The sequence below is a fragment of the Peribacillus sp. FW305-BF15 genome (assembly GCF_058783805.1).
On the sequence record NZ_JBYSYV010000004.1, the window covers coordinates 238,746 to 258,066 of the forward strand.

Sequence of the window (19,321 nt, forward strand, 5' to 3'; positions counted from 1 at the left end):
TGAAAAAGGACAAAGGCGCCAAAGGGAAAAAGGGGAAAAAAGGACCGAAAGATGGCACAGCCTCCACCGAGTCAGTGCAAACCGAGGAGCTCTCTGAACCTAAAGGTGATAAAGGTCCTCATAATGGAGAAGATTCAGCGGGAACTGGTGACGTGAAAAAGGACAAAGGCGCCAAAGGGAAAAAAGGATCGAAAGATGGCACAGCCTCCACCGAGTCAGTGCAAACCGAAAAGCTCTCGGAACCTAAAGGCGATGAAGGTCCTCATGATGGAGGAGATTCAGCGGGAACTGGTGACGTGAAAAAGGACAAAGGCGCCAAAGGGAAAAAAGGACCGAAAGATGGTACATCCTCCACCGAGTCAGTGCAAACCCAGGAGCTGTCGGAACCTAAAGGCGATGAAGGTCCTCAAAAAGAAGGAGATTCAGCGGGAACCGGTGAGGGGAAACATGGCAAGGGCCCCAAAGGTGCCAAAGGGAAAAAAGGGCCGAAAAAAAGATAGCATCAAAAGACAACTATGGGATATAAATATTCTTGTGTAATGTGGTTTAACCTTTTGAGCCTGGCGATGTCTTTCTTTTGGAGGGTATCGCCCAATCGCATTACGCCCACAGACATTTTTGAAGTTAGGAGCTGTCAATCAAGACAGCTCTTTCGTTATTCAATTAACACCCGTGGTTCTTCTTTGGTATTGTCATTTTTTGGAGGTAGGGATGTTTATTTTAATGGTAGTTTAATAACAGATTTCTATTTTGGTTTGGTTGGGATAATACATTGAATTAGTGATTTCAAGGAATGCTTCAGGCGTAAAAACATATTAAATTTTATTCGTATAACAAGCCATGTTAACCAAAAAATATTTACATACCATTTATGATTACTACACTGAAAAGACTGATCGTAATTCCTCCATTTAAATACTCAACAAATTATCATCCATTATGTCCTTAATTAAAGAAAAGCTGCCTTAAAGGCAGCTCTGATCTTTTTTAACGTATTAAGAATTCCAGCAAATCCTACTGGACACCATTACATAACCGACCGATATTCTCGACTTCAACAACGACTTCATCACCCGACTTGATCATGCAGCTGCCAGATGGTGAACCCGTGGCCAAAATATCACCGGGCTCAAGTGTCATTACCTGTGAAAGCCAGCTGATTAAAAATGGAATGCTTAGAGACATTTCATTGGTATTTCCGTCTTGGACGACGCGGCCGTTTAAAGTGGTCACAATCCTTAAGTTTGTAGGATCTACCCCGGTAACGATGCATGGTCCCAAAGGTCCGAATGTATCAAATCCTTTGCCCCGCGTAAACTGTGGATCTTTTTTTGTAAGATCTCTTGCTGTCACGTCATTAAATATCGTGCAGCCGAATACATAATCAAGCGCATCTTCTTCTTTAATGTTTTTTCCGCGCTTTCCAATGACAAGGGCCACTTCCCCTTCAAGTTCCACTTGATTGGATAGCTCGTTTGGAGGAAGGATAATATTCTCCTTGTCTGCAATAAGCGAAGATAATGGCTTTAAAAATAGGAATGGTTCAACAAGATTTGCCTCTCCACCCGTTTCCTTCGCATGACCTGCATATGTCCAGCCGAAATTAACCACTTTCGAAGGTTTTACAGGTTCCAAGATTTTCACGTCACTATATTTCAGCTCGACCCCGTCATACTTTATTTCCTTGTTGACAAGTTCAGCAAAACTGCTAGACAGTTGTAATATCATGTCATCCTCAACAATACCGTAATGTATATTGCCCTGTTGATTCTGATAGCGAACTATTTTTTGTGTTTTTTGTAGCACATGCATTATGAATAAACTCCTTTGATGATTAAGATTACCACAGATATTATAAAATCCGGTTCTACTATACTATAACATGCCTGTTCTTTTACGGGAAAAAAGAGCTCTCGCCGCGATTCCATCTTCATCTAAACAGACCTTTAGTTCAATAAGAAACTATGTATTTTATGGAACCTATCATTTTTTATAATTTTATCTGTCCATTGCCTTATATAGGCTGCAATACATATTCCGATTGGCAGCCCCAGTAGTACATTCCCCATGAAATGTTTACACCCAAACTTGTATAATATTTTCTAAACAAATCCAGTCTATTAAAGACTTATTGCTTATTGATTATCTCAAAATATCAAAACTTTTGTACTGGTAATTCGTCCCTTTTCAGCCAACCTGCCTTGTTAGTGCCATAAGAAAAAGGGCCAACTTCTCTTTAATAGAAATTCAGCACTTCGTTTCTTTGTATATGTTAACGAGTCGCTTTAGGCGGTTGACACACATCGCATTTACGTTGGTTATTATTTTTAAATTTCTTAAATGTTTTTTCAAAGTTGCTTCCACATGTACATTTAAATAGTAACTTTTGAGAAAAACCATGATATTCCGTCGTCAGCAACTTACTTTCCGAATTCTTCTCAACAAATTCTTTAATTTGACCAATCGTCCATTGTTTATTCATTCTCTTACACCTCCATATTTTATCGCTATGCGGAGGCTTTTCTAGGCATCCGTTCAAAAATAGTAATTTTCGTAAGTTATTCATTATAACATGAGCCGGCACTCAATCAAACAACTCGTTTGTTGCATAACCAAAAGGAGCTGCTGAACAGCTCCTGGAAATGCACCCGTTAGTTCAACAAAATCACTTAGCCTTATTATGCAATTGAAATGACTCTTCAGAACCATCCCATTTTACATTTACTTTTATAACTTCGCCTTCACCTATTATTGCTCCATTTTCTGATCCACCTCTAATTGTAAATACTTTTTCACTTGGTGGCTCTTTGTATGCCTCAGTTTTAGTTCCGCTTGAAGTGGTTGTTTCATAGGTATATTCCAGGTTTTTTATGGAAGATAACTCTTTCAAAGCCCCCTTATATTTTAATACAAGTTCATAGCTATCTTTGCTAGAATGAAGCATTAACAAGGATTTTAATTCGGATACCACTAATTTGGAAACCACTAAAAAAGATACTAATTCGGAGGAAATGACTGAGTATAATTATCAATTTACAGGAGAAAGCGAACATTGGGAAGCTGTATATTTTTATGAAGGAACTGAATTATGGGGAGAGAAAAACGAACAAACCACTAGAAAAAGAGCTGCCAAAAAGCAACTCTAAAGATAAAACCTCTTTTTTGTAATTAACCAATCGTCTTCAGAATATTTTTGACTTGTACGATATTGTTCTGTTCGCCGTCGTTCATCTTATAAACGAAAACGGTATTAATGACATTGTTAAAGCTTAATTTGTAAAAGTGAATGTTTGTATAGTTATATAAATCTATAAGCTTAGTATTCAATACTGCAATGGTATTACTGATTTGCAAAAAATCTTGGATACTGCTGATTGATTTTATTTCCTTTAATTTATATGGTATTTGATTATTCATAAGCCATTCGGTCACAGCTCTTGTATACATACAACCTATACTCAATACGAGCAATGTAATAGGTGTTTTCCAATCAAAATTGATGATATGGTCCTTACTTGAAATGATCTCGAATGTTTCGGATGCAACGATGTCATAAGTTAAGTCGGGATATTTCTTAATAGGTTCACTAATGAGTGCACAATCTAATTCAGAATTGTGCACTTTTTGGTTTATGGCATTACTGGAATCTACGGTGAAATCCACATCCATTTGAATGTCGTTCTTCATATTCAAAGTATTCGCGATATGGGCACCATAGATTTTCAAGGTTGTATGTGATGTGCCAAAATCCACTTTAGAGTTAGTTTGAATGGCACCAATGTTTTGTAAAAATTCTTCGTACTCTTGTGAAATAAGTTGAAGATAGTTTTTATACTGTATTCCTACGCTAGTGATTTTCAATCCTTGGGGCGTGCGTTTAAAAACAAGTTTCCCAATTTCCGACTCTATTTTTTTCACTTTAGCCGTAAGGGCGGATTGAGTATAGTTCGTGATTTCTGCAGACTTACTTAAATTTTGACGGTTTAATATTTCAATTTTCAATGCTATTTCTTTGATGTTCATATAGTTGGCACACCCTATAAAAAAAATTTATGAACCCTATCATTTTCCTCCATTTTACGCTTCTGGGCAGTCAGAGTAAACTCTAGTTAGTTAATAAGTAAGGGAGACTAGATAATGCTAGAAGCTAAAAATAAGAATTTATCCCACCGAATTATTATTGAACGATACATCAAGCATAGGGAGAGAATTTCTTAATGCATACATATTATAAATGGTTAATCGTATTGGTGGCCACGTTATCCCAAACTGCAGCAACCTTTGTGACATATGGCATGGGACCCATCGCTGCATTTTATCAAATTGAATGGAATTTAACACCCCTTCAAACAGGCTTCATTGTTTCAGCGGTCAATATTGGTCCGATGTTTTCAATGCTGGCATTCGGTTACTTGATGGATAAAAAAGGGGAAAAACACATTATCGGGTGGGGGACCATTTTATTGGGCCTCTCAGCTTTAACGCTAGTTTTTGTTAATGATTATATTGTATTGCTGCTTTTATTATTGTTGGTTGGTATATGGTACGGAAGTGCTCAAACCGGTGGAAGCACGGCCATCGTAAAATGGTTTCCAAACGAACATAGAGGTCTGGCTCTAGGGATAAGACAGACGGGAATACCGCTTGGAGGATCTCTAGCCTCTGTAGTTTTATCCTATACATATTATCATTTCAATTTGTCATCAGTACATATAGTACAAGGGATCGTAGCAATAATGGGAGGGCTGCTCTTCCTAATATTATATAACGAACCAGAAAGAACGGGTAAAACGGGATCAACCTCGGTCGGGTTCAAGGAGAAAATGAGTGTCATCAAGAATAATAAAGAGCTATATCCGATGTATATAGTGGGTGTTGTGATGATGTCATTACAGATGATTATCATTGGGCATTTTATGAGTTATTTGCATAACGAAGGGGGCTATGCATTAACAGAGGCAGGAAAATATTTAAGCGTCGTTTTAATAGGTGGTATGGTTGGACGGGTAGTCATCGCATGGGCGAGTGATCAATTCTTTGAAGGTAAAAGGGAAAGATTATTGCTTATTGTTATGGCTGCTACCGTAATTCTTACAGTGATGCTGCCACTCATCCTGACGGTTGAAATGGAAATCTTGATGCTATTATTTTGTTTTCTTTTGGGTTTTGTAGCCATTGGTTGGTATTCCATTTTTATTGCTTGTATCACAGAGCAATCGGATTCACGTTTTATAGGTTTAACGGTGAGTTCAGCATTGACATTAAATCAATTATTCATAGTCATAGCACCCTCTTTATTCGGTTTAGTCGTTAATCTATTGAACAGTTATCAACATGCTCTATATTTGGCCGGAATATCTGTAGCTTTGGGAGCGATTAATTTATACAGAGTAAAAATAAAAAAAAGAATGGATCATGGGATCACCACAAAGTTTGATCAAATTAATACAAACAACCTTGATAAATGAATAAATAGAAAGGGCATGTTTTGAAAAAAGATTAATCAAAACATGCCCTTATACTATTAATAGGATTGATCATTTTTGTGTTCCTTAATCAGCTAACGCACCTGTTAGTTCATTAAGGATATTTTTTTAAATTCCAAAGACCATCAAATGATGGCCCTTTTCAGGAACTAACACAGCTATTAGTGTAAGAAGAATGTTAACTTTTTTTCAGGACTTTTGTGACATTATTTCTAATGTGCTATGGAAATGAGGTTGACCGTGCGAAATGTCCATAGAGTAAGACTCGGACAAGCTTATCGTTTTATAATCGGCAAAAAAGCCTTCTAATTCACTTCTTGTAAAATAATGAAGAAACATATTTAAACTTTCATTATAAAACGTATGCTCAGCTAACTGCTCATACTTCTCTGGAGCTTTCTTTCTACCTGGTTCTTTATCATCAAAGGCATTAATATATACCAACCCATTTTTAATCAACCCATTTTTCACCTTTTCGATAATAATTTTAATATCCTTATCAGGAAAAAAATTGAGTACATTAGAAAGAATAATTAAAGAATATTTATTTGGTTCAATCTCAAAAGAAGTAATATCTTGAACTTTAGCGTTAATATTTAAATTGTGCTCTTTCGAAAGTTCCAAACATCGTTCTACTGCTGTTTCCGAAATATCGATACCCTCAACAGCAAATCCCTGTTTAGCAAAAAAAAGGGCATTTCTTCCCTCTCCAATACCTATGTCTAAAACCTCTCCGTTTTCAGGAAGCATTTCAACATATTGAGATAAGATACTATTAGGATTGAAACCCCATAAACTCTCAACATTTCTATATTCTTTTTCCCATATATTTTGTTTCATTTTGTCACCCCCGATTGTTAAAGTATTGTTTTCTATAAAATTTTCAGATATCGTTTCAACTAATAATTCAGGGCTATTTCAAAATACACTATCCAGAACTATACGATACTTGAATTAGAAATTTAATTAGCTTTTCTTGGTCCTCTTAAAAAATAAATAACCTAAAACACCTAAAATTAATGCTATACCTCCGAAAACAATAACTTGATATATAATATCCCCTAACATGACCTGTTCCTCCTATTCTAAAAAACATTTCCCTAAATCTATATACAAGATTTTCCCTAAAAAGGTTTCAACTGATAGTTTGATTCTAAAAGTCTTATTAAACTAACTGCCCCTTTAGTGCCATAAGAAAAAGGCTGCCGTAGCACCCCCCTTATTGAAGTAAAGCATCCATTAGTGAAAGAAGCCGTTGCTTATAATGGCAAACTCATAGTAACTGCCCTAATGTTAAATCCCATTTTTTCGTACAGTTTAATAGCTTGATTCTCTGCAAATACACTGAGGCGGACTTCAGAGTATCCATCTTGTCTTAAATGGTCAATGGCAGTTTTCATTAACCGTTTAGAAATTCCATTCCCTCTAAATTCTTCTATAACAAATAGTTCATAAATAAATCCACTCATCTTATCAGTAAATTGATCTTTACTTGCCCCTATAAGAATCCATCCCATTAATTTATCCCTCTCTGTTGCTATTAAATAATAGCTTCCCTTTTCCAATAGAGGTTCAACAAGATGTTTGATTTTTTCATTTGTAGGTTTTACTTCACCCAATGTGCCATCAAATACAGCTTGTGGAGAAAGTAATATAATCTTATTGAGTTCCGAATCGTTAGGTTTTCTAATATCCATTAATAATGTCGAGTCCTTTCAATATCCTTTTATAAAGTTTAGCATAATATCCCAATATTCTTCTTCCAAAGTCTATAATTACTTTGATTTCTTGTTCAACTAAACTGCCCCTATAGTTGCATAAGAAAAGGAGCTGCTGATCAGCTCCTGGTAATGAAGTAAAGCATCCGTTAGTTCTATAAGGGTATTTTTAAATGCAAATTAGTGCAAAATCAAATGCCACCAATTTGGTGGCCTTTTCTTCTGCACTAACATCCCATTTTTTAATAAAAATCGTTCATTTGCATTACTTTGGCACCTTTTGGTGGTTTGACTTCAAAGAAATTGGCATTAACTTCTACATTAACCTTAAAATCAATTACTTTCGAATCCTCAACTCGTTGATCACCATTTACAATGATTTCTCTTAAGATAAGCTTGGTTTCTTGATCAAACCAGAGTTCTGTGTTCCCTTCAATTAGGTATTTATCAACTGTTCTACCTAAAAAGGAATCAGATCCAAGTTTTTGAATCTTTGATTTATCCATTCCTTTAAAAAGTTCCTCTTCAAATGATTGCGATGAACGATTATTTTTCCGAATGGTAAATGTGTTTTTTTCTTTATCAAATTGTCCTACTAATTTCCCATCTGAAACGGTGTAATCTCCATTTTCGTATTTTTTAAATTCCTTTTCTCCTGATAAATAAGTTGTAAGTTTTCTGCCATCAGGGGATACTTCAACACCCATAAATGCTAAGGTTGGAGGCATTTTATTAAGATTATTTTGTATATCTGAAAAGTTACCCGAAATAACCAAGTTTATAGCTTTTTCAATTGTTTCACTTATTGCTGCTTTTACGGTAGGAATATTCCACATTCCTACCATTAGACCTGTCATTATCAACAATGAAGCAACAGCATAATTCCACTTAAATACATTTTTTAATTGTTTTTTACCCTTTTTATTTATTACTGATTTTATATTCACATTTTCAGTAAACTCATACTGATTTGCAGCACTTTGTAATGCTTCTTTCAATTTTCTTTCCATAAAAAATCCCCCTTTAACCATAAAAATGAGTTATTTGAGAGAATAACTTGCTTTAGTTTTTTTCTAGCATTATAAAGCCTTGACTTTACTGTCCCCTCACGGATATTTAGTGTTAATGCAATTTCTGAAATAGTGAGTTCTTGAAAATAATGCAACACAATTACAGCCTGATATTTTCCCTTTAAGGTTTTGACCATATCAATTAGAAATTGGTCCTCTTCTTTTAATTCGTATTCTTTTTCGGGATTATCATTGTTTTCGTGTTTATCCTGTAATTGAATAGTGAATCGTTGTTTTCTTTTTAATTTTAGTGAACAATTAATAACAATACGATTAAACCAGGTTTTAAATGATGCTCTTTTATTATCAAACCTTTTTATTGATGAGTGAGCTTGGATAAGGGCTTCCTGGACTGCATCTTCTGCTAGAGCATAATCGAACAATAACAAATAAGCAGTTTGTTGAGCTTGTCTCATATAAGGTTTCATCAAGAAGTTGAAGGAATTATCATCTCCTTGTATTGCTTTATGAATTAACGACATTTCATTCACCTTAAATGTCCCCCTCTCACCTACTTATTACCATTGAAGAGTTATACGGTTCATTTTTTAAACAATTATTTATCACAAACTAAGGATACCTTATTTATATGTCTGATTTGCTAATGGTCATATATTCAACAGACACCCAAATAAGTAGCCTTCTTACACTATCCTGCCCCTTTAGTTGCATAAAGAAAGAGCTGCCTTAAGACAGCTCCGATCTTCAGCTAACGCACCCGTTAGTTTAAGTAGAATGTTTCACAATCTTTCTCGAGGATAAAGTTTATGCGTCATAAAATATTCTCTGTTTATCTAAATGATTACTTAGAATACATCACAACGGTGTAGGAGTATTAATTTGTTCGTCAAAATTTAATTCTAAAAGTTGTCCAGCGTGAACCAATCCAGATCCAAATCCGTACATAAGAACTCGGTCTCCATTTTTGACTTTTCCCTTACGGATTCCAAGATCAAGAGCTAAAGGAATGGTTGCAGCAGAGGTATTTCCAAAGTTGACTAAGCTATAAAGCGTTTTTTCCATTGGGTATTCTAATTTTTCGCAAATTGGCTCTATCAACCTTAAGTTAGCACTATGAGGGATAAACCAATCAACTTGATCTAAACTCGTTTTTGATTTTTCTAATATCTGTCTTATACTCTCAGGAACATTCCTTACAACCCATCGAAAAACTTCTCTACCATTTTGTACAAGATATTGAGTATCTATTAACTCAATCCCATTGATCTTTTTTGATAGTCCAGGTCGATATACATGTTGTGCTCCTCTTCCATCACTTCCTAGGTGGAATCCAATGAAACTTTTTGATTGTTCATCTCTTTCAACTAATACCGCACCAGCACCATCACCAAATAAAACACATGTATTTCTATCCGTATAATCTGTAATTTTTGAGAGTGTGTCTGCTCCAATAACTAGTACCTTTTTGTGGAGCCCAGAAGAAATTAAACTGTGTGCTGTATGTACTGCATAAACAAATCCTGCACACGCTGCACTTAAATCTATGGCACCTGTTTGGGATATATTTAATTGGTCCTGTATGATACTTGAGACAGATGGGAATGGTAAATCTGGTGTGCTTGTTGCCACAATAATCATATCTACATCTTTGACTTCTTTATTATATCTGTGCATTAAATCTTTTACTGCAGATATGCATAAATCACTGGTAAATTCATCAGGACGGGTTATTCTTCGTTCATGAATCCCGGTTCTTTGAATAATCCATTCATTATTTGTTTCGACCATTTGCTCAAGTTCAAAATTTGTTAATTTTTTTTCTGGTACATATGTCCCGATAGCTGTTATTCTCGCCCCTATCATACGCTCACCCCATATATTTATTAGAAGTTAGTATTAATACCTGGTACTAATTATAACAATTTATATTGTTAATAATCAATTTAAATTCCTTTTTTTTCTAAAACACTTACTCCTTATTGAAGTAAACTGCCCCGATAGTTCCATAAAGAAAGAGCTGCCTTTAGACAGCTCTGATTCTTCAGCTAAAGCACCGTTAGCTCTATTCTGACTAACCACTTCACCAAATGTTCTTTATTAAGAGAATCATCATTCTTGGTATAAACATTAAGATGTGCCAAGCCACTTCAAATAAGATTGAATCCCTAAGCTCAATTAGGATTTCTTTAAAAAAGCCGTTCTGCCTTTCTTTTTTTATTTTTTTATTTTTCATCTGTCTAACTCCCAATAACTCAATATTAATTTAAATTATAATCCAATTTTCTTGTTGCAATAAATAGTTTGACACTCCTTTACTTCATATATTAATCCATCAGCAAGGTCTCAATCTTTGTTTAATTATTCTGCCCCTTTAGTTCATTAAGCAAAAAGGCCACCAAATGGCAGCCCCAGATCTCAACTACCGAACCTCGTAGGTGAAGAATTTTCTATTTGGAATTTATGTAATAAACCAGATTATCAGTCCATTCACCAAATTCAAAAATAAATCCTTTTCTTAAGCATTCAAACTCCATTCCTACATTCTCTGCTAACTTATAAGAAGGTGTGTTATCAACGTTTATATGAGCCTCTATTCGGTGGAAATCCAAGTCTTTAAAGGCGATATTAAGGGCTTCTTTTACTGCCTCTTTACAATAACCATTTCTCCAATATTGATTATGTATAGTGTAACCTATCCTACCCCATTGAAAGTCATTTCTCTCTAAGGTGGAGAAGTCTATCGTTCCAAGATGTGTACCGTCTTCTTTCCTAAAGACACCAAAAACATATGCTATATCATTCACTGCTAATTCTTGATGTTTTTCCACTAATTTGGTAAACCATTCCTCTGTACATTCACTCATATCAATCTTCCCTTGATCATACCTGTGTTGAGATGGAAGCCTATTTTTAAATTCGCTAAGCCAATTTTTAAAATCATCTTCTTTTAATGGTCTTATTACTAATCTTTCCGTTTCTGAAATGCAGTCAAATTTGTTCAAATAAAACAACCTTTCTAATTACGTCTTTTCTTAACTCTTAAAATCTCTCCCTTTCAAAATAAATCCAATTATTAACTATTCGCCTTAACAGTAATAATCCCTTTTTTGCAACGTATTCAATCTTCAACTAACCTGCCCCGTTCGTATTATAAAGGTCAGCCAGTTATTTCTGGTTGAACAATTTATATATCGATATATGATAACGGTAGCCGGGGTAGAACGTTCCTGCCCGTGGGGCTTGGACCCCGTCAACTAAACAGTTCGCCCCCTACTTGTAGAGTTCCATAACAAAAGGAGCTGCTGATCAGCTCCTGGCATGGTTAGAATGCAATAAGAAAGTGTTTACCTATTAATCCACTCTAACAATTCCATACGGTTACCAAAAGGGTCGGAAATATAAAACCTTTTAGCACCTGGAAGTTTATCGTCATCCATAACATCAATACCGTTTGTTACCAGATGTTTTCTTAATTCCTCTATATTTTCTATTTCAAAAGCAGGATGTGCTTTTTTGGCTGGATAAAATGGTTCTTCGATTCCTATATGTATTTGATAATTTCCAAATTCAAACCAAACCCCGCCACGTTTCTTTAATTCTTCAGGTTTTTCAACTTCTTCAAAACCTAAAATATTCTTAAAAAATTTTCTTGCAGTGTCCTCACTACCTTTAGGAGCAGCGAGCTGAATATGGTCAATTGATTTAAAAATATAAGGCATTTATATCCTTCTCCTCTGACTTCAAATGGATATTACTTTTGCTATTTCCAATTCTACGCTAATTGGAATGATAAGGAAATTTAAAATTGTTAATTATAACCATAAGTCCTCCTTATGGAAATAAATCTTTTGTTCTTCAACTAAACTCTCCCGATAGTTTATTAAGAACAAAATAAAAAGGACCCTTGGTCCCTTAAAAATACTTTCTATACAAGTCTCTCCGCATTGCACCACTTAGATATGCATAAATTTTTGTAGTTTCACTTTTTTCATGACCCATTAAATTTTGAATCACTTCTAGAGGCGCTCCATTATTCAATAAATTTGTGGCATAACTATGTCTAAGCTGGTGGGGATGAATGCTCTTTTTAATGTCCGTTCTCTTTGCTACCAGTTTTATAATGTTCCTCGCTTGAGAAATACTCATTCGATGGGGTGCGCGTGTTGTCACAAATAGTGCTTCCTCATGATCTTTTCGCTCACTTAAATATCGCTTCAACCATATTTCACAACGAGTATTGAAGTATACTTCTCGTTCTTTACGCCCTTTACCTAAAACGATTGCTGATTGATTAGAGAAATTGATTGAGGCCCTATCTAGAGTTATTGCTTCACCAATTCTGCATCCTGTAGAATACATAAACTCAAATAAAGCATTTTCAAATGTTGTATGACAAGCTTCCCGCAAATGTTCAATTTCCTCTTCAGACAAGTATTTTGGTACCCTTAACTCTAATTTTGGTTCCTTGATTTTGGAAGCAGGATTTCCATTAATTAAATTTTCATCCTGAGCCCATCTAAATAAAGATTTAATAAATCACAAGTTAAATTGAACGTAATAGGCCTTTAATGTTTGTTGAGAATAACCTTGGATTTGCTTATCTGCCTTATATAAACCCCATACATCAGTTAAGATCATACCTGTTTCTCTCCAATCTATACCGTATTAATAGTCAGTATAGTCAAAAGAATAACTATTATACTAGATTAGTAGAGTTTTCATTAAACAGTATCACCTGTTAGTCTAAGAAGAAAAAGCTCTCTTAAGACAGCTCCAATCTTCAGCTAACGCACCCGTTAGTTGAACAAGAATAGTAGATTAATCTTTTAAAAAAATATTTAGCATTTTACGATTTGAATTTCGTTTTAACATAAAAGCTAAAAGTCCTAAAGCTATAAAGATAATAATAAAACTATATGGAATAAGGTAATAGGAACTAGGTGGAAGTGGAAGTGCGTAAAGGGTTACTCCTTCTGCACCGATATATCCAACTTCAGCGTACCAATTTTTATTTTCATTTGAGAAAAACCAATTACCTGTCTGTCCGTATTTTATTACTTCCTTCATTTCACTATAAACTTTTGGGAAATCTCCACGATCAATAATTTCTGGAGTTCCTTCTGGCTTTTTATATAAAGAAAAATTCACTAATTTATCATCAGTTATCTCCTGGAACTTTAAAATAATTTGATTTTTTTCAGCTTCTGATAATTCTTTATCTCCTGGCATATTAATTATAGAATTAAGTGTATCTTGTACTTCTAATTGTTTATCGCCAACTAATTTGTCGCTTACTATCAAACTTATTAAAATTCCTAAGCCAATAATCAAAAAAGTAAACGCGATGCGATATAGGATTTTAACTATTTTGTTTTGTGCTTTAAATAAATCAAGCAATCCTTTGGTAATTTGATTTTTATCACCAAAACGGTTGATAGCAATAGAAATTGCTTCTTGTTCACTTTTCCCCTCTTCTTTTAATTCCTCGACAGTTTCTATTAAATGCGTTTGCATTTCTTCTTTCATTTCTTTTGCTTCTTTTCCACTAACATTTGCATATATTGAATTCACAAATTCATCAATTTGTTTCATTGTTTTTCTCTCCCTTCTAAAAACGAATCAATAATGTTTTTAACAAACTCCCATTCCTTACGTTTTTCCTCAAAACCTGTTTCTCCGAGTGGTGTAAGTTTATAATATTTTCGCCTTCCTCCAGGACCTTGTTCATCACCCCAGTAAGACGAAATCCATTTATTTTTTTCCAAACGCTTTAATGACAAATAGAGCGTCCCTTCTTTAAGTTCAAACTGATTATTACTCTTTTCTCGAACTAATTTTGCTAGTTCATATCCGTACATATCCCTACTATGTAAAAGTGAAAGAATTAACGTATCAATATGTCCTTTTAAAACTTCCTTATTCACTTCCATTTTCCCCACCTCCTTGTACCAATATAATTTATATTACTCTATAATGCAAGGTACTAATTTTAAAAAATACACGTCCCTTGTTCAACTAAACTGCCCCTTTAGTTCCATAACAAAAAGGTTGCTTCAGCAACCTCCCTTATTGAACTAAGCACCTGTTAGCTTAATATTTTTCTATTCTTTATTTCTGTTCATTAAGTTGAAGTTTGAAAATAGAGGATAATGTTTCACCGTCTTTCCCTTCCAAAACGCCCCATACCTGCTTTTCATCCTGCACGTCTGCAGAACCACTTTCGTCGAACCACACCTTATATTTTTGCCCTTCCTTGTTATCCTGGTCTATAAACCAAAATACAGCATCTTCTTTGCTTTCTTTATTAACTGATGCTGTTTTATCAAATTTTACATCTGCCGTAATGTTTTCAATTTTTTTCACATCATCTTTCTCTGATATACCTTTTCTATCACTTAATACACCGTTTTTCTGTACCATTTGATAGCCAACAACTTTTGCTTCAGGAGAACCCGAAGTTTTAGAGGAACTTGAACATCCCCCTAACGCCACAATGATGACAACCAAACTTAAACTCCATAATAATTTCCTCATACTCACACCTCTTTTTCCTAATTGTACCATTTATAAGAAATATAGGATGAGGAATTACAATCTTTTATCAACTCTATTTTACTACTTCTTATGCAACTATCCTGCCCCTTTAGTTCCATAACAAATAGCTGCCTTAAAGACAGCTCCGATCTTTAGCTAACGCACCTGTTAGTTTAAGTAGAAACCTTCACAATCTCTTCTAAACTTTAACATAATCCAATCCCTAAAATATGTTGTTCTAGAATCTGGTGCAATACAAAAAGACGCCTTCTTATTAAAGAAAAGCGCCCGTTTGTTGAATTAATATAAAATCATTTAATCTTGTTTACTTTGATTGACCTTAATTAATTTATCAAGCTTCTCATTTTTTTCTTTGTCTAATTTTATTTTTTCATTCATGAACTTTATTACCTTAATTACAAAATAAATAGCAAAAACAGTAAGAACTAAATAAAAAATAATAGGTAAAAAAGCTACAAGAGCAAATAATCCATCTCCACCGTTAATCATTTCAGACCTCCAAAAATATTAAATATATCAATATTATACAATATCTTCTTCAATTAAACCGACCGGTTAATTGGGGGTTACTTGAATTCGAAAGTAGGATAATGGTAATAATCAATAATCTCACATTCAAAAGGCCGCCAGTTGGCGGCCTTCTTATGACACTAACGCACCCGTTAGTTCATTAAGACATAACGAATTATTGTCCATACTATTACAGTAAAAAAGCCAGCTTTAAATGCTGACATTAATTCACAAAGAAAAATTTATTGACCATTGACCCAGTTGGTTTAACACTGCATCAAGATTAAATTTTACATCATAATGATTTGGCAGTTCTTCTTCTGGAAGGATTTCTATTACACCTCTATACTGATTCTTTCCTATCTTTTCAGCGTTAAGAACTCTAAAAACAGCATTAATTCGTTTCCCATTAATTGAAATGTCTGGATCAACAATCCTGTCTTTCGTTACATCAAATTTAAGATTTTTTTCAGATTTTATATGATATTCAAGACCAATTCGTTCGTGCCCATCCTTTACAACATCACCAATTGTAAATGTTATACCATTATCAATAACTGATTTATTTATAGGCTTTAATGTTCTTTCAATCTGGCTAGCCGATGTTTTATCATTTAAATTTGTAAAACAAAACATAAATATTGTTATTAAAGCTGATATCGCTATTCCTATTCTAAAAGTTCTTTTGGACAACTTGGTCACTCCTTTTAGTTTTTATCCTTTTAGGATAGCTTTTTCTATAGCAACCTTTTTATACTTTTATTTTCTTATAGAACTAAACTGCCCCGTTAGTTGCATAAAGAAAAAGCTGCCTTAAAGACAGCTCCGATCATCAGCTAACGCACCCGTTAGTTTAAGAAGGATCAGCTTCTATAAACTGTTCATAATACTTTTTAGGGTTACTTATTTTGTTTTCAATGAAAAATTCAGCCTGGTTTTTAACCATATCAATATAGTCACTATCAATTTGACCCTTACGAGTATTCTCAACACTGCCTTCAACCTTAACATAATTTGATTGTACATTTACAATTACCGTCATTAGTTTCTTATCTTTAAACGAAACTGTTCCAATAACTTCTTTATTTTCTAAATCAACAGAAGGATAGTCCACTGTTATCCCAGAGGATTTGTACACAGTAAACCCCGGGATTGGTACCATTGGTCTAATATATTTAAATGTAATATAAAGACCAATGCCAACAATCGGTATCAACAAAATTTTCAAGACAAGCGAACCACCCATTACTGTCCTCCTAACAACAATTCTCTTTCCTAAATAATACCATAAAGTTAAAGTTCCTTCTTCAACTAAACTGCCCCGATAGTTCCATAACAAAAAGAGCTGCCAAAGCAACTCTCTTATTGAAGTAAAGCACCCGTTAGTTGAAGAAGGATGTACTCGAATCAAGGTGTGATAGAGGGTCGTTGAGGATTACACAGTCGATAATCACATTAATTACCTTCTGCTAAGTAATAAGGTGTTTCGTAACCTTGGCAACCAATGATAGAGTATTTGTTTCCTTCAACTAAAATTTTCTCGCATCCAAATGTGTTAATTTCACCACTACCGTACTCATCTCTAGTGGTATCCTCAGTAATTTCAAGCTGCTCTCCGTTATATGTTAAATCAGTTAGTATTGGGTCTCCTTCCTTTGTGTAAGCAACCACACGAATACTATCCTTTTTCCCTGTTTCTGTATTCTTGATAAATTCTTTTAACCTAATTTCGTTTTTAATATCACCATTATTTCTATTCACAATATCAGTATCAGAAGGAACAAATTTTTTTGAATCAGTCTCTATATTGGCACAACCAACTATAAGCAAAAACATTATGCTGACAGTTATAAAACCTAAATATCTTATCATAAACTCCCCCCTTTATTTATATGACGTTATAAATTGTTTTAAGGTTTCACTTATGGAACTAACCTGCCCCGTTAGTGCCATAAGAAAAGAGCTGCCTTAAAGACAGCTCCGATCTTCAGCTAAACGCATCCGTTACTTGAAGAAAAGTGATACAAAAATAAAGCCAATAATGATTACAACAATGAGAATTCCCGTACCTTTCCAACCTAAACTTCCTACTAAATCAGCAAGACCGCCACTGTTTGCTTTATTAAAAGCATCATTCAAACTACCAGTCGGATTTCTTTTTAATTCTTCTTGTCTTAATCTCTCTCTTTTTCGTTCAGGAGTTTCTTTGTTTTCTTGCACTTAAAACAACCCCCTATAAATTAAACAACTATTCTTTTATATTTTACCATAAATAACCATTCCCCTTATTGAACTATCCTGCCCCGATAGTTCCATTAGAAAAGCTGTCTTAAAGACAGCTCCGATCTTCAGCTAACACACCCATAGTTCATTAAGACTTATTGTAGAGTTGAAATAAATAGTGCAGTAAGGATTAATGCCAAAAGAGAAAAAGATTAATTTTTCTTATCCTTTTCAAGTAAATCAATAATTCTATCAAGCTTTTGTTCGATATTTTCTGACTTGCTTGGTTGTTTAGTAACGAGAGAACGAACAAGAAAAAACACACCAGAAAATATTCCAAATATAAAAATAAGGAAAATTAGTTGATATAACATATCGCCAATATTCATATTAATTCCTACCTTTACAATTACTGGTGTTAGTGTACCATATTTTTTACTACACAGTTCTTTAACACTTCGCTTATGGAACTAAACTGCCCCTTTAGTTGCATAAAGAAAGAGCTGCCTTAAGACAGCTCCGATCTTCAGCTAACGCACCCGTTAGTTCATTAAGGAATGATTCAATATTCAACTATATTTAGCCATTGACCATCAGGACCAATGGTTATGTGAGGGATATTATTTGATTCAAATATGTTGTAAATATCAATGTTTTTCTTGTTTAAGATATTTAAATTTTGAGATACATCAACCTCTGAAAACACTAGCAAATCCATTGTTGTAGACCGTAAGTAAAATTCGTATATATATTGTTTCTTACTATCCTTTACATATCCTAAAAACCCTATTGTTTTTGGAAAAATGCGTGTTAGAGGGAACGGAAATTTATTAATTATAATAAAATCATTTGAAAGTTCGTTAAATAGTTCTTCTTCCCATTCAGGAATAACGGCATAGATATAACAGTCTTGCTTATAAATGCCATTGATTATATCAACAAACTCCTGTTCATCTATTTCTTCGTCAAGCAATATTTCCCTTACCTTCGGAACACTTTTCAACCAAATCACCCCTTTGTCTAGATTATACAATTTGATTTGGGTGTTTTCCTTCTTCAACTAAACTGCCCCTTTAGTTCCGTAATAAGAAAGGTTGCCGCAGCAACCTTTCTTATTGATATTAAGCACCTGTTAGTTTAAAACATATCCCATTCCATTTTGGGCAAAGTAACTGTAACTAAAACAAGGAGGTAGTCATGGTTAAGAAAACGATACTTACTATATTTACATTATTTCTTTTGAACATAGTCGTACCAACTCTAGAGGCAAAAGCTTTAACCTTCGATGAATTGCCGATCAAACAAACATCGAAACAATGGTCGGTTCAAGTAGACAAAGCCGATCAAGGTAAGGGGTTTGTAAAACCCGAAAAGGGAAAATTTCATACTTACTCTTTAGAGGTTAATAACATTGGTAAGGATATATTGTCTGCAGAAGTTCATATGTTTAGAAATGAACCTAACTCTACAACGAAGTTTTCACTTTTTAGTTGTCCTGATGAAAAGGAATGCAATAAAGAACACTTTGAAAGAGCGATTTCTTTAGCAAAACAATTGAATGATGGGTATCCTTATCGATTTAGCAATTTCCTTTTGGCTGAAAAAGCTACGGAATTCGAAGTAGAAATTGTTTGGACTCAAAAGGGGATGGAAGGCAGACCTTTAAAAGAAACATTTACATTCACTGCTGAATAACAAGAAAAACAAAAAGGCCGATTATTTGAACTGCACCCCAATTGTTAGACACCATCTAACAATTGGAGGTGCTTTTTTTATGACAAAATATTCATTAGAGTTG

At 34.3% G+C, this 19,321-nt stretch carries 26 protein-coding genes and 2 pseudogenes; 4 read left to right on the top strand and 24 right to left on the bottom strand.

What is annotated here, in order from left to right; translation table 11 throughout:
* Positions 1 to 500: pseudogene (locus tag AC3WLU_RS06105) on the top strand (hypothetical protein); the annotation flags it as partial.
* A gap of 514 nt (positions 501 to 1,014) precedes the next feature.
* On the opposite strand, the gene AC3WLU_RS06110 reads toward AC3WLU_RS06105, so the two are convergent.
* The 3 genes from AC3WLU_RS06110 to AC3WLU_RS06120 all read right to left on the bottom strand — a co-directional run bounded on the left by AC3WLU_RS06110 (position 1,015) and on the right by AC3WLU_RS06120 (position 2,890).
* Positions 1,015 to 1,812, bottom strand: a complete 798-nt coding sequence (locus AC3WLU_RS06110; protein WP_034304454.1) for a fumarylacetoacetate hydrolase family protein — start codon at positions 1,810 to 1,812, stop codon at positions 1,015 to 1,017.
* 460 nt (positions 1,813 to 2,272) lie between these two features.
* Positions 2,273 to 2,482 (bottom strand): hypothetical protein, encoded by a 210-nt coding sequence (locus tag AC3WLU_RS06115; protein ID WP_034304456.1) that lies wholly within the window; start codon positions 2,480 to 2,482, stop codon positions 2,273 to 2,275.
* 183 nt (positions 2,483 to 2,665) lie between these two features.
* Positions 2,666 to 2,890, bottom strand: coding sequence for a hypothetical protein (locus AC3WLU_RS06120; protein ID WP_492596988.1), 225 nt, complete (start codon positions 2,888 to 2,890; stop codon positions 2,666 to 2,668).
* Positions 2,891 to 2,975: 85 nt separating this feature from the next.
* On the opposite strand from AC3WLU_RS06120, the gene AC3WLU_RS06125 reads away from it, so the two are divergent.
* Positions 2,976 to 3,146: a hypothetical protein gene (locus AC3WLU_RS06125; protein WP_187050083.1), complete on the top strand. Its 171-nt coding sequence runs from the start codon at positions 2,976 to 2,978 to the stop codon at positions 3,144 to 3,146.
* A 22-nt stretch (positions 3,147 to 3,168) separates the two neighbouring features.
* Here the strand turns inward: AC3WLU_RS06125 and AC3WLU_RS06130 are convergent, their stop codons facing one another.
* Entirely contained in the window at positions 3,169 to 4,023 is an 855-nt protein-coding gene (locus AC3WLU_RS06130; protein WP_187050084.1) for a LysR family transcriptional regulator, read from the bottom strand.
* Positions 4,024 to 4,217: 194 nt separating this feature from the next.
* Between AC3WLU_RS06130 and AC3WLU_RS06135 the strand changes: the two genes are divergently transcribed.
* Positions 4,218 to 5,468 carry an MFS transporter gene (locus AC3WLU_RS06135; RefSeq protein ID WP_492596989.1) on the top strand — a complete coding sequence of 417 codons (1,251 nt, stop codon included), beginning with the start codon at positions 4,218 to 4,220 and terminating at the stop codon, positions 5,466 to 5,468.
* A 207-nt stretch (positions 5,469 to 5,675) separates the two neighbouring features.
* Here the strand turns inward: AC3WLU_RS06135 and AC3WLU_RS06140 are convergent, their stop codons facing one another.
* The 20 genes and pseudogenes from AC3WLU_RS06140 to AC3WLU_RS06235 form a co-directional block, all read right to left on the bottom strand.
* Complete coding sequence (locus tag AC3WLU_RS06140; protein ID WP_492596990.1) at positions 5,676 to 6,326, bottom strand: class I SAM-dependent methyltransferase; 651 nt, start codon at positions 6,324 to 6,326, stop codon at positions 5,676 to 5,678.
* A 126-nt stretch (positions 6,327 to 6,452) separates the two neighbouring features.
* Positions 6,453 to 6,554: an LPXTG cell wall anchor domain-containing protein gene (locus AC3WLU_RS06145; protein WP_096341107.1), complete on the bottom strand. Its 102-nt coding sequence runs from the start codon at positions 6,552 to 6,554 to the stop codon at positions 6,453 to 6,455.
* Positions 6,555 to 6,745: 191 nt separating this feature from the next.
* A complete protein-coding gene (locus AC3WLU_RS06150; RefSeq protein WP_492596991.1) occupies positions 6,746 to 7,183 on the bottom strand; it encodes a GNAT family N-acetyltransferase in 438 nt (145 codons plus the stop codon).
* 263 nt (positions 7,184 to 7,446) lie between these two features.
* The gene (locus AC3WLU_RS06155; RefSeq protein ID WP_440439746.1) at positions 7,447 to 8,214 is read right to left on the bottom strand and encodes a LolA family protein; all 768 of its coding nucleotides are present in this window, start codon (positions 8,212 to 8,214) and stop codon (positions 7,447 to 7,449) included.
* The gene (locus AC3WLU_RS06160; protein WP_440439774.1) at positions 8,199 to 8,756 is read right to left on the bottom strand and encodes an RNA polymerase sigma factor; all 558 of its coding nucleotides are present in this window, start codon (positions 8,754 to 8,756) and stop codon (positions 8,199 to 8,201) included. Before AC3WLU_RS06160 ends, AC3WLU_RS06155 begins: the two co-directional genes overlap by 16 nt.
* A gap of 334 nt (positions 8,757 to 9,090) precedes the next feature.
* Positions 9,091 to 10,098 (bottom strand): ketoacyl-ACP synthase III, encoded by a 1,008-nt coding sequence (locus AC3WLU_RS06165; protein WP_440439737.1) that lies wholly within the window; start codon positions 10,096 to 10,098, stop codon positions 9,091 to 9,093.
* 217 nt (positions 10,099 to 10,315) lie between these two features.
* Positions 10,316 to 10,468, bottom strand: coding sequence for a hypothetical protein (locus AC3WLU_RS06170; protein ID WP_440439736.1), 153 nt, complete (start codon positions 10,466 to 10,468; stop codon positions 10,316 to 10,318).
* A gap of 214 nt (positions 10,469 to 10,682) precedes the next feature.
* Positions 10,683 to 11,237, bottom strand: coding sequence for a GNAT family N-acetyltransferase (locus AC3WLU_RS06175; protein ID WP_440439744.1), 555 nt, complete (start codon positions 11,235 to 11,237; stop codon positions 10,683 to 10,685).
* 342 nt (positions 11,238 to 11,579) lie between these two features.
* On the bottom strand, positions 11,580 to 11,954 hold the full coding sequence (locus tag AC3WLU_RS06180) for a VOC family protein (protein WP_440439743.1): 375 nt from the start codon (positions 11,952 to 11,954) through the stop codon (positions 11,580 to 11,582).
* Between the two features lie 193 nt (positions 11,955 to 12,147).
* A pseudogene (locus AC3WLU_RS06185) lies at positions 12,148 to 12,873 on the bottom strand (tyrosine-type recombinase/integrase).
* Between the two features lie 180 nt (positions 12,874 to 13,053).
* Positions 13,054 to 13,827: a permease prefix domain 1-containing protein gene (locus AC3WLU_RS06190; protein WP_440439741.1), complete on the bottom strand. Its 774-nt coding sequence runs from the start codon at positions 13,825 to 13,827 to the stop codon at positions 13,054 to 13,056.
* The gene (locus AC3WLU_RS06195) at positions 13,824 to 14,165 is read right to left on the bottom strand and encodes a PadR family transcriptional regulator (protein WP_440439740.1); all 342 of its coding nucleotides are present in this window, start codon (positions 14,163 to 14,165) and stop codon (positions 13,824 to 13,826) included. The genes AC3WLU_RS06190 and AC3WLU_RS06195 overlap by 4 nt, the downstream gene beginning before the upstream one ends.
* A gap of 178 nt (positions 14,166 to 14,343) precedes the next feature.
* On the bottom strand, positions 14,344 to 14,769 hold the full coding sequence (locus AC3WLU_RS06200; RefSeq protein WP_440439739.1) for a hypothetical protein: 426 nt from the start codon (positions 14,767 to 14,769) through the stop codon (positions 14,344 to 14,346).
* 315 nt (positions 14,770 to 15,084) lie between these two features.
* Positions 15,085 to 15,279: a hypothetical protein gene (locus AC3WLU_RS06205; protein ID WP_440439738.1), complete on the bottom strand. Its 195-nt coding sequence runs from the start codon at positions 15,277 to 15,279 to the stop codon at positions 15,085 to 15,087.
* A gap of 249 nt (positions 15,280 to 15,528) precedes the next feature.
* Positions 15,529 to 15,993: a DUF4179 domain-containing protein gene (locus tag AC3WLU_RS06210; protein WP_492596992.1), complete on the bottom strand. Its 465-nt coding sequence runs from the start codon at positions 15,991 to 15,993 to the stop codon at positions 15,529 to 15,531.
* A 160-nt stretch (positions 15,994 to 16,153) separates the two neighbouring features.
* Positions 16,154 to 16,546, bottom strand: a complete 393-nt coding sequence (locus tag AC3WLU_RS06215) for a hypothetical protein (protein WP_352928138.1) — start codon at positions 16,544 to 16,546, stop codon at positions 16,154 to 16,156.
* A gap of 209 nt (positions 16,547 to 16,755) precedes the next feature.
* Positions 16,756 to 17,172 (bottom strand): DUF4362 domain-containing protein, encoded by a 417-nt coding sequence (locus AC3WLU_RS06220; protein ID WP_440439745.1) that lies wholly within the window; start codon positions 17,170 to 17,172, stop codon positions 16,756 to 16,758.
* 132 nt (positions 17,173 to 17,304) lie between these two features.
* Positions 17,305 to 17,520 carry a DUF6366 family protein gene (locus tag AC3WLU_RS06225; protein WP_492596993.1) on the bottom strand — a complete coding sequence of 72 codons (216 nt, stop codon included), beginning with the start codon at positions 17,518 to 17,520 and terminating at the stop codon, positions 17,305 to 17,307.
* A gap of 215 nt (positions 17,521 to 17,735) precedes the next feature.
* The gene (locus AC3WLU_RS06230) at positions 17,736 to 17,912 is read right to left on the bottom strand and encodes a DUF4083 family protein (protein ID WP_492596994.1); all 177 of its coding nucleotides are present in this window, start codon (positions 17,910 to 17,912) and stop codon (positions 17,736 to 17,738) included.
* A 173-nt stretch (positions 17,913 to 18,085) separates the two neighbouring features.
* Positions 18,086 to 18,583 carry a hypothetical protein gene (locus AC3WLU_RS06235; RefSeq protein WP_413024782.1) on the bottom strand — a complete coding sequence of 166 codons (498 nt, stop codon included), beginning with the start codon at positions 18,581 to 18,583 and terminating at the stop codon, positions 18,086 to 18,088.
* 137 nt (positions 18,584 to 18,720) lie between these two features.
* Between AC3WLU_RS06235 and AC3WLU_RS06240 the strand changes: the two genes are divergently transcribed.
* Positions 18,721 to 19,218, top strand: coding sequence for a YozF family protein (locus tag AC3WLU_RS06240; RefSeq protein ID WP_492596995.1), 498 nt, complete (start codon positions 18,721 to 18,723; stop codon positions 19,216 to 19,218).
* The last annotated feature ends 103 nt before the right edge of the window (positions 19,219 to 19,321 follow it).

Excerpts from the sequence above, each read along its gene's own strand:
- AC3WLU_RS06165 (WP_440439737.1), bottom strand. The coding sequence starts at position 10,098 with ATGATAGGGGCGAGAATAACAGCTATCGGGACATATGTACCAGAAAAA.
- AC3WLU_RS06190 (WP_440439741.1), bottom strand. The coding sequence starts at position 13,827 with ATGAAACAAATTGATGAATTTGTGAATTCAATATATGCAAATGTTAGT.
- AC3WLU_RS06215 (WP_352928138.1), bottom strand. The coding sequence starts at position 16,546 with ATGGGTGGTTCGCTTGTCTTGAAAATTTTGTTGATACCGATTGTTGGC.
- AC3WLU_RS06155 (WP_440439746.1), bottom strand. The coding sequence starts at position 8,214 with ATGGAAAGAAAATTGAAAGAAGCATTACAAAGTGCTGCAAATCAGTAT.
- AC3WLU_RS06195 (WP_440439740.1), bottom strand. The coding sequence starts at position 14,165 with ATGGAAGTGAATAAGGAAGTTTTAAAAGGACATATTGATACGTTAATT.
- AC3WLU_RS06170 (WP_440439736.1), bottom strand. The coding sequence starts at position 10,468 with ATGAAAAATAAAAAAATAAAAAAAGAAAGGCAGAACGGCTTTTTTAAA.
- AC3WLU_RS06115 (WP_034304456.1), bottom strand. The coding sequence starts at position 2,482 with ATGAATAAACAATGGACGATTGGTCAAATTAAAGAATTTGTTGAGAAG.
- AC3WLU_RS06140 (WP_492596990.1), bottom strand. The coding sequence starts at position 6,326 with ATGAAACAAAATATATGGGAAAAAGAATATAGAAATGTTGAGAGTTTA.
- AC3WLU_RS06110 (WP_034304454.1), bottom strand. The coding sequence starts at position 1,812 with ATGCATGTGCTACAAAAAACACAAAAAATAGTTCGCTATCAGAATCAA.
- AC3WLU_RS06230 (WP_492596994.1), bottom strand. The coding sequence starts at position 17,912 with ATGAATATTGGCGATATGTTATATCAACTAATTTTCCTTATTTTTATA.
- AC3WLU_RS06220 (WP_440439745.1), bottom strand. The coding sequence starts at position 17,172 with ATGATAAGATATTTAGGTTTTATAACTGTCAGCATAATGTTTTTGCTT.
- AC3WLU_RS06135 (WP_492596989.1), top strand. The coding sequence starts at position 4,218 with ATGCATACATATTATAAATGGTTAATCGTATTGGTGGCCACGTTATCC.
- AC3WLU_RS06145 (WP_096341107.1), bottom strand. The coding sequence starts at position 6,554 with ATGTTAGGGGATATTATATATCAAGTTATTGTTTTCGGAGGTATAGCA.
- AC3WLU_RS06180 (WP_440439743.1), bottom strand. The coding sequence starts at position 11,954 with ATGCCTTATATTTTTAAATCAATTGACCATATTCAGCTCGCTGCTCCT.
- AC3WLU_RS06160 (WP_440439774.1), bottom strand. The coding sequence starts at position 8,756 with ATGTCGTTAATTCATAAAGCAATACAAGGAGATGATAATTCCTTCAAC.
- AC3WLU_RS06130 (WP_187050084.1), bottom strand. The coding sequence starts at position 4,023 with ATGAACATCAAAGAAATAGCATTGAAAATTGAAATATTAAACCGTCAA.
- AC3WLU_RS06150 (WP_492596991.1), bottom strand. The coding sequence starts at position 7,183 with ATGGATATTAGAAAACCTAACGATTCGGAACTCAATAAGATTATATTA.
- AC3WLU_RS06205 (WP_440439738.1), bottom strand. The coding sequence starts at position 15,279 with ATGATTAACGGTGGAGATGGATTATTTGCTCTTGTAGCTTTTTTACCT.
- AC3WLU_RS06240 (WP_492596995.1), top strand. The coding sequence starts at position 18,721 with ATGGTTAAGAAAACGATACTTACTATATTTACATTATTTCTTTTGAAC.
- AC3WLU_RS06200 (WP_440439739.1), bottom strand. The coding sequence starts at position 14,769 with ATGAGGAAATTATTATGGAGTTTAAGTTTGGTTGTCATCATTGTGGCG.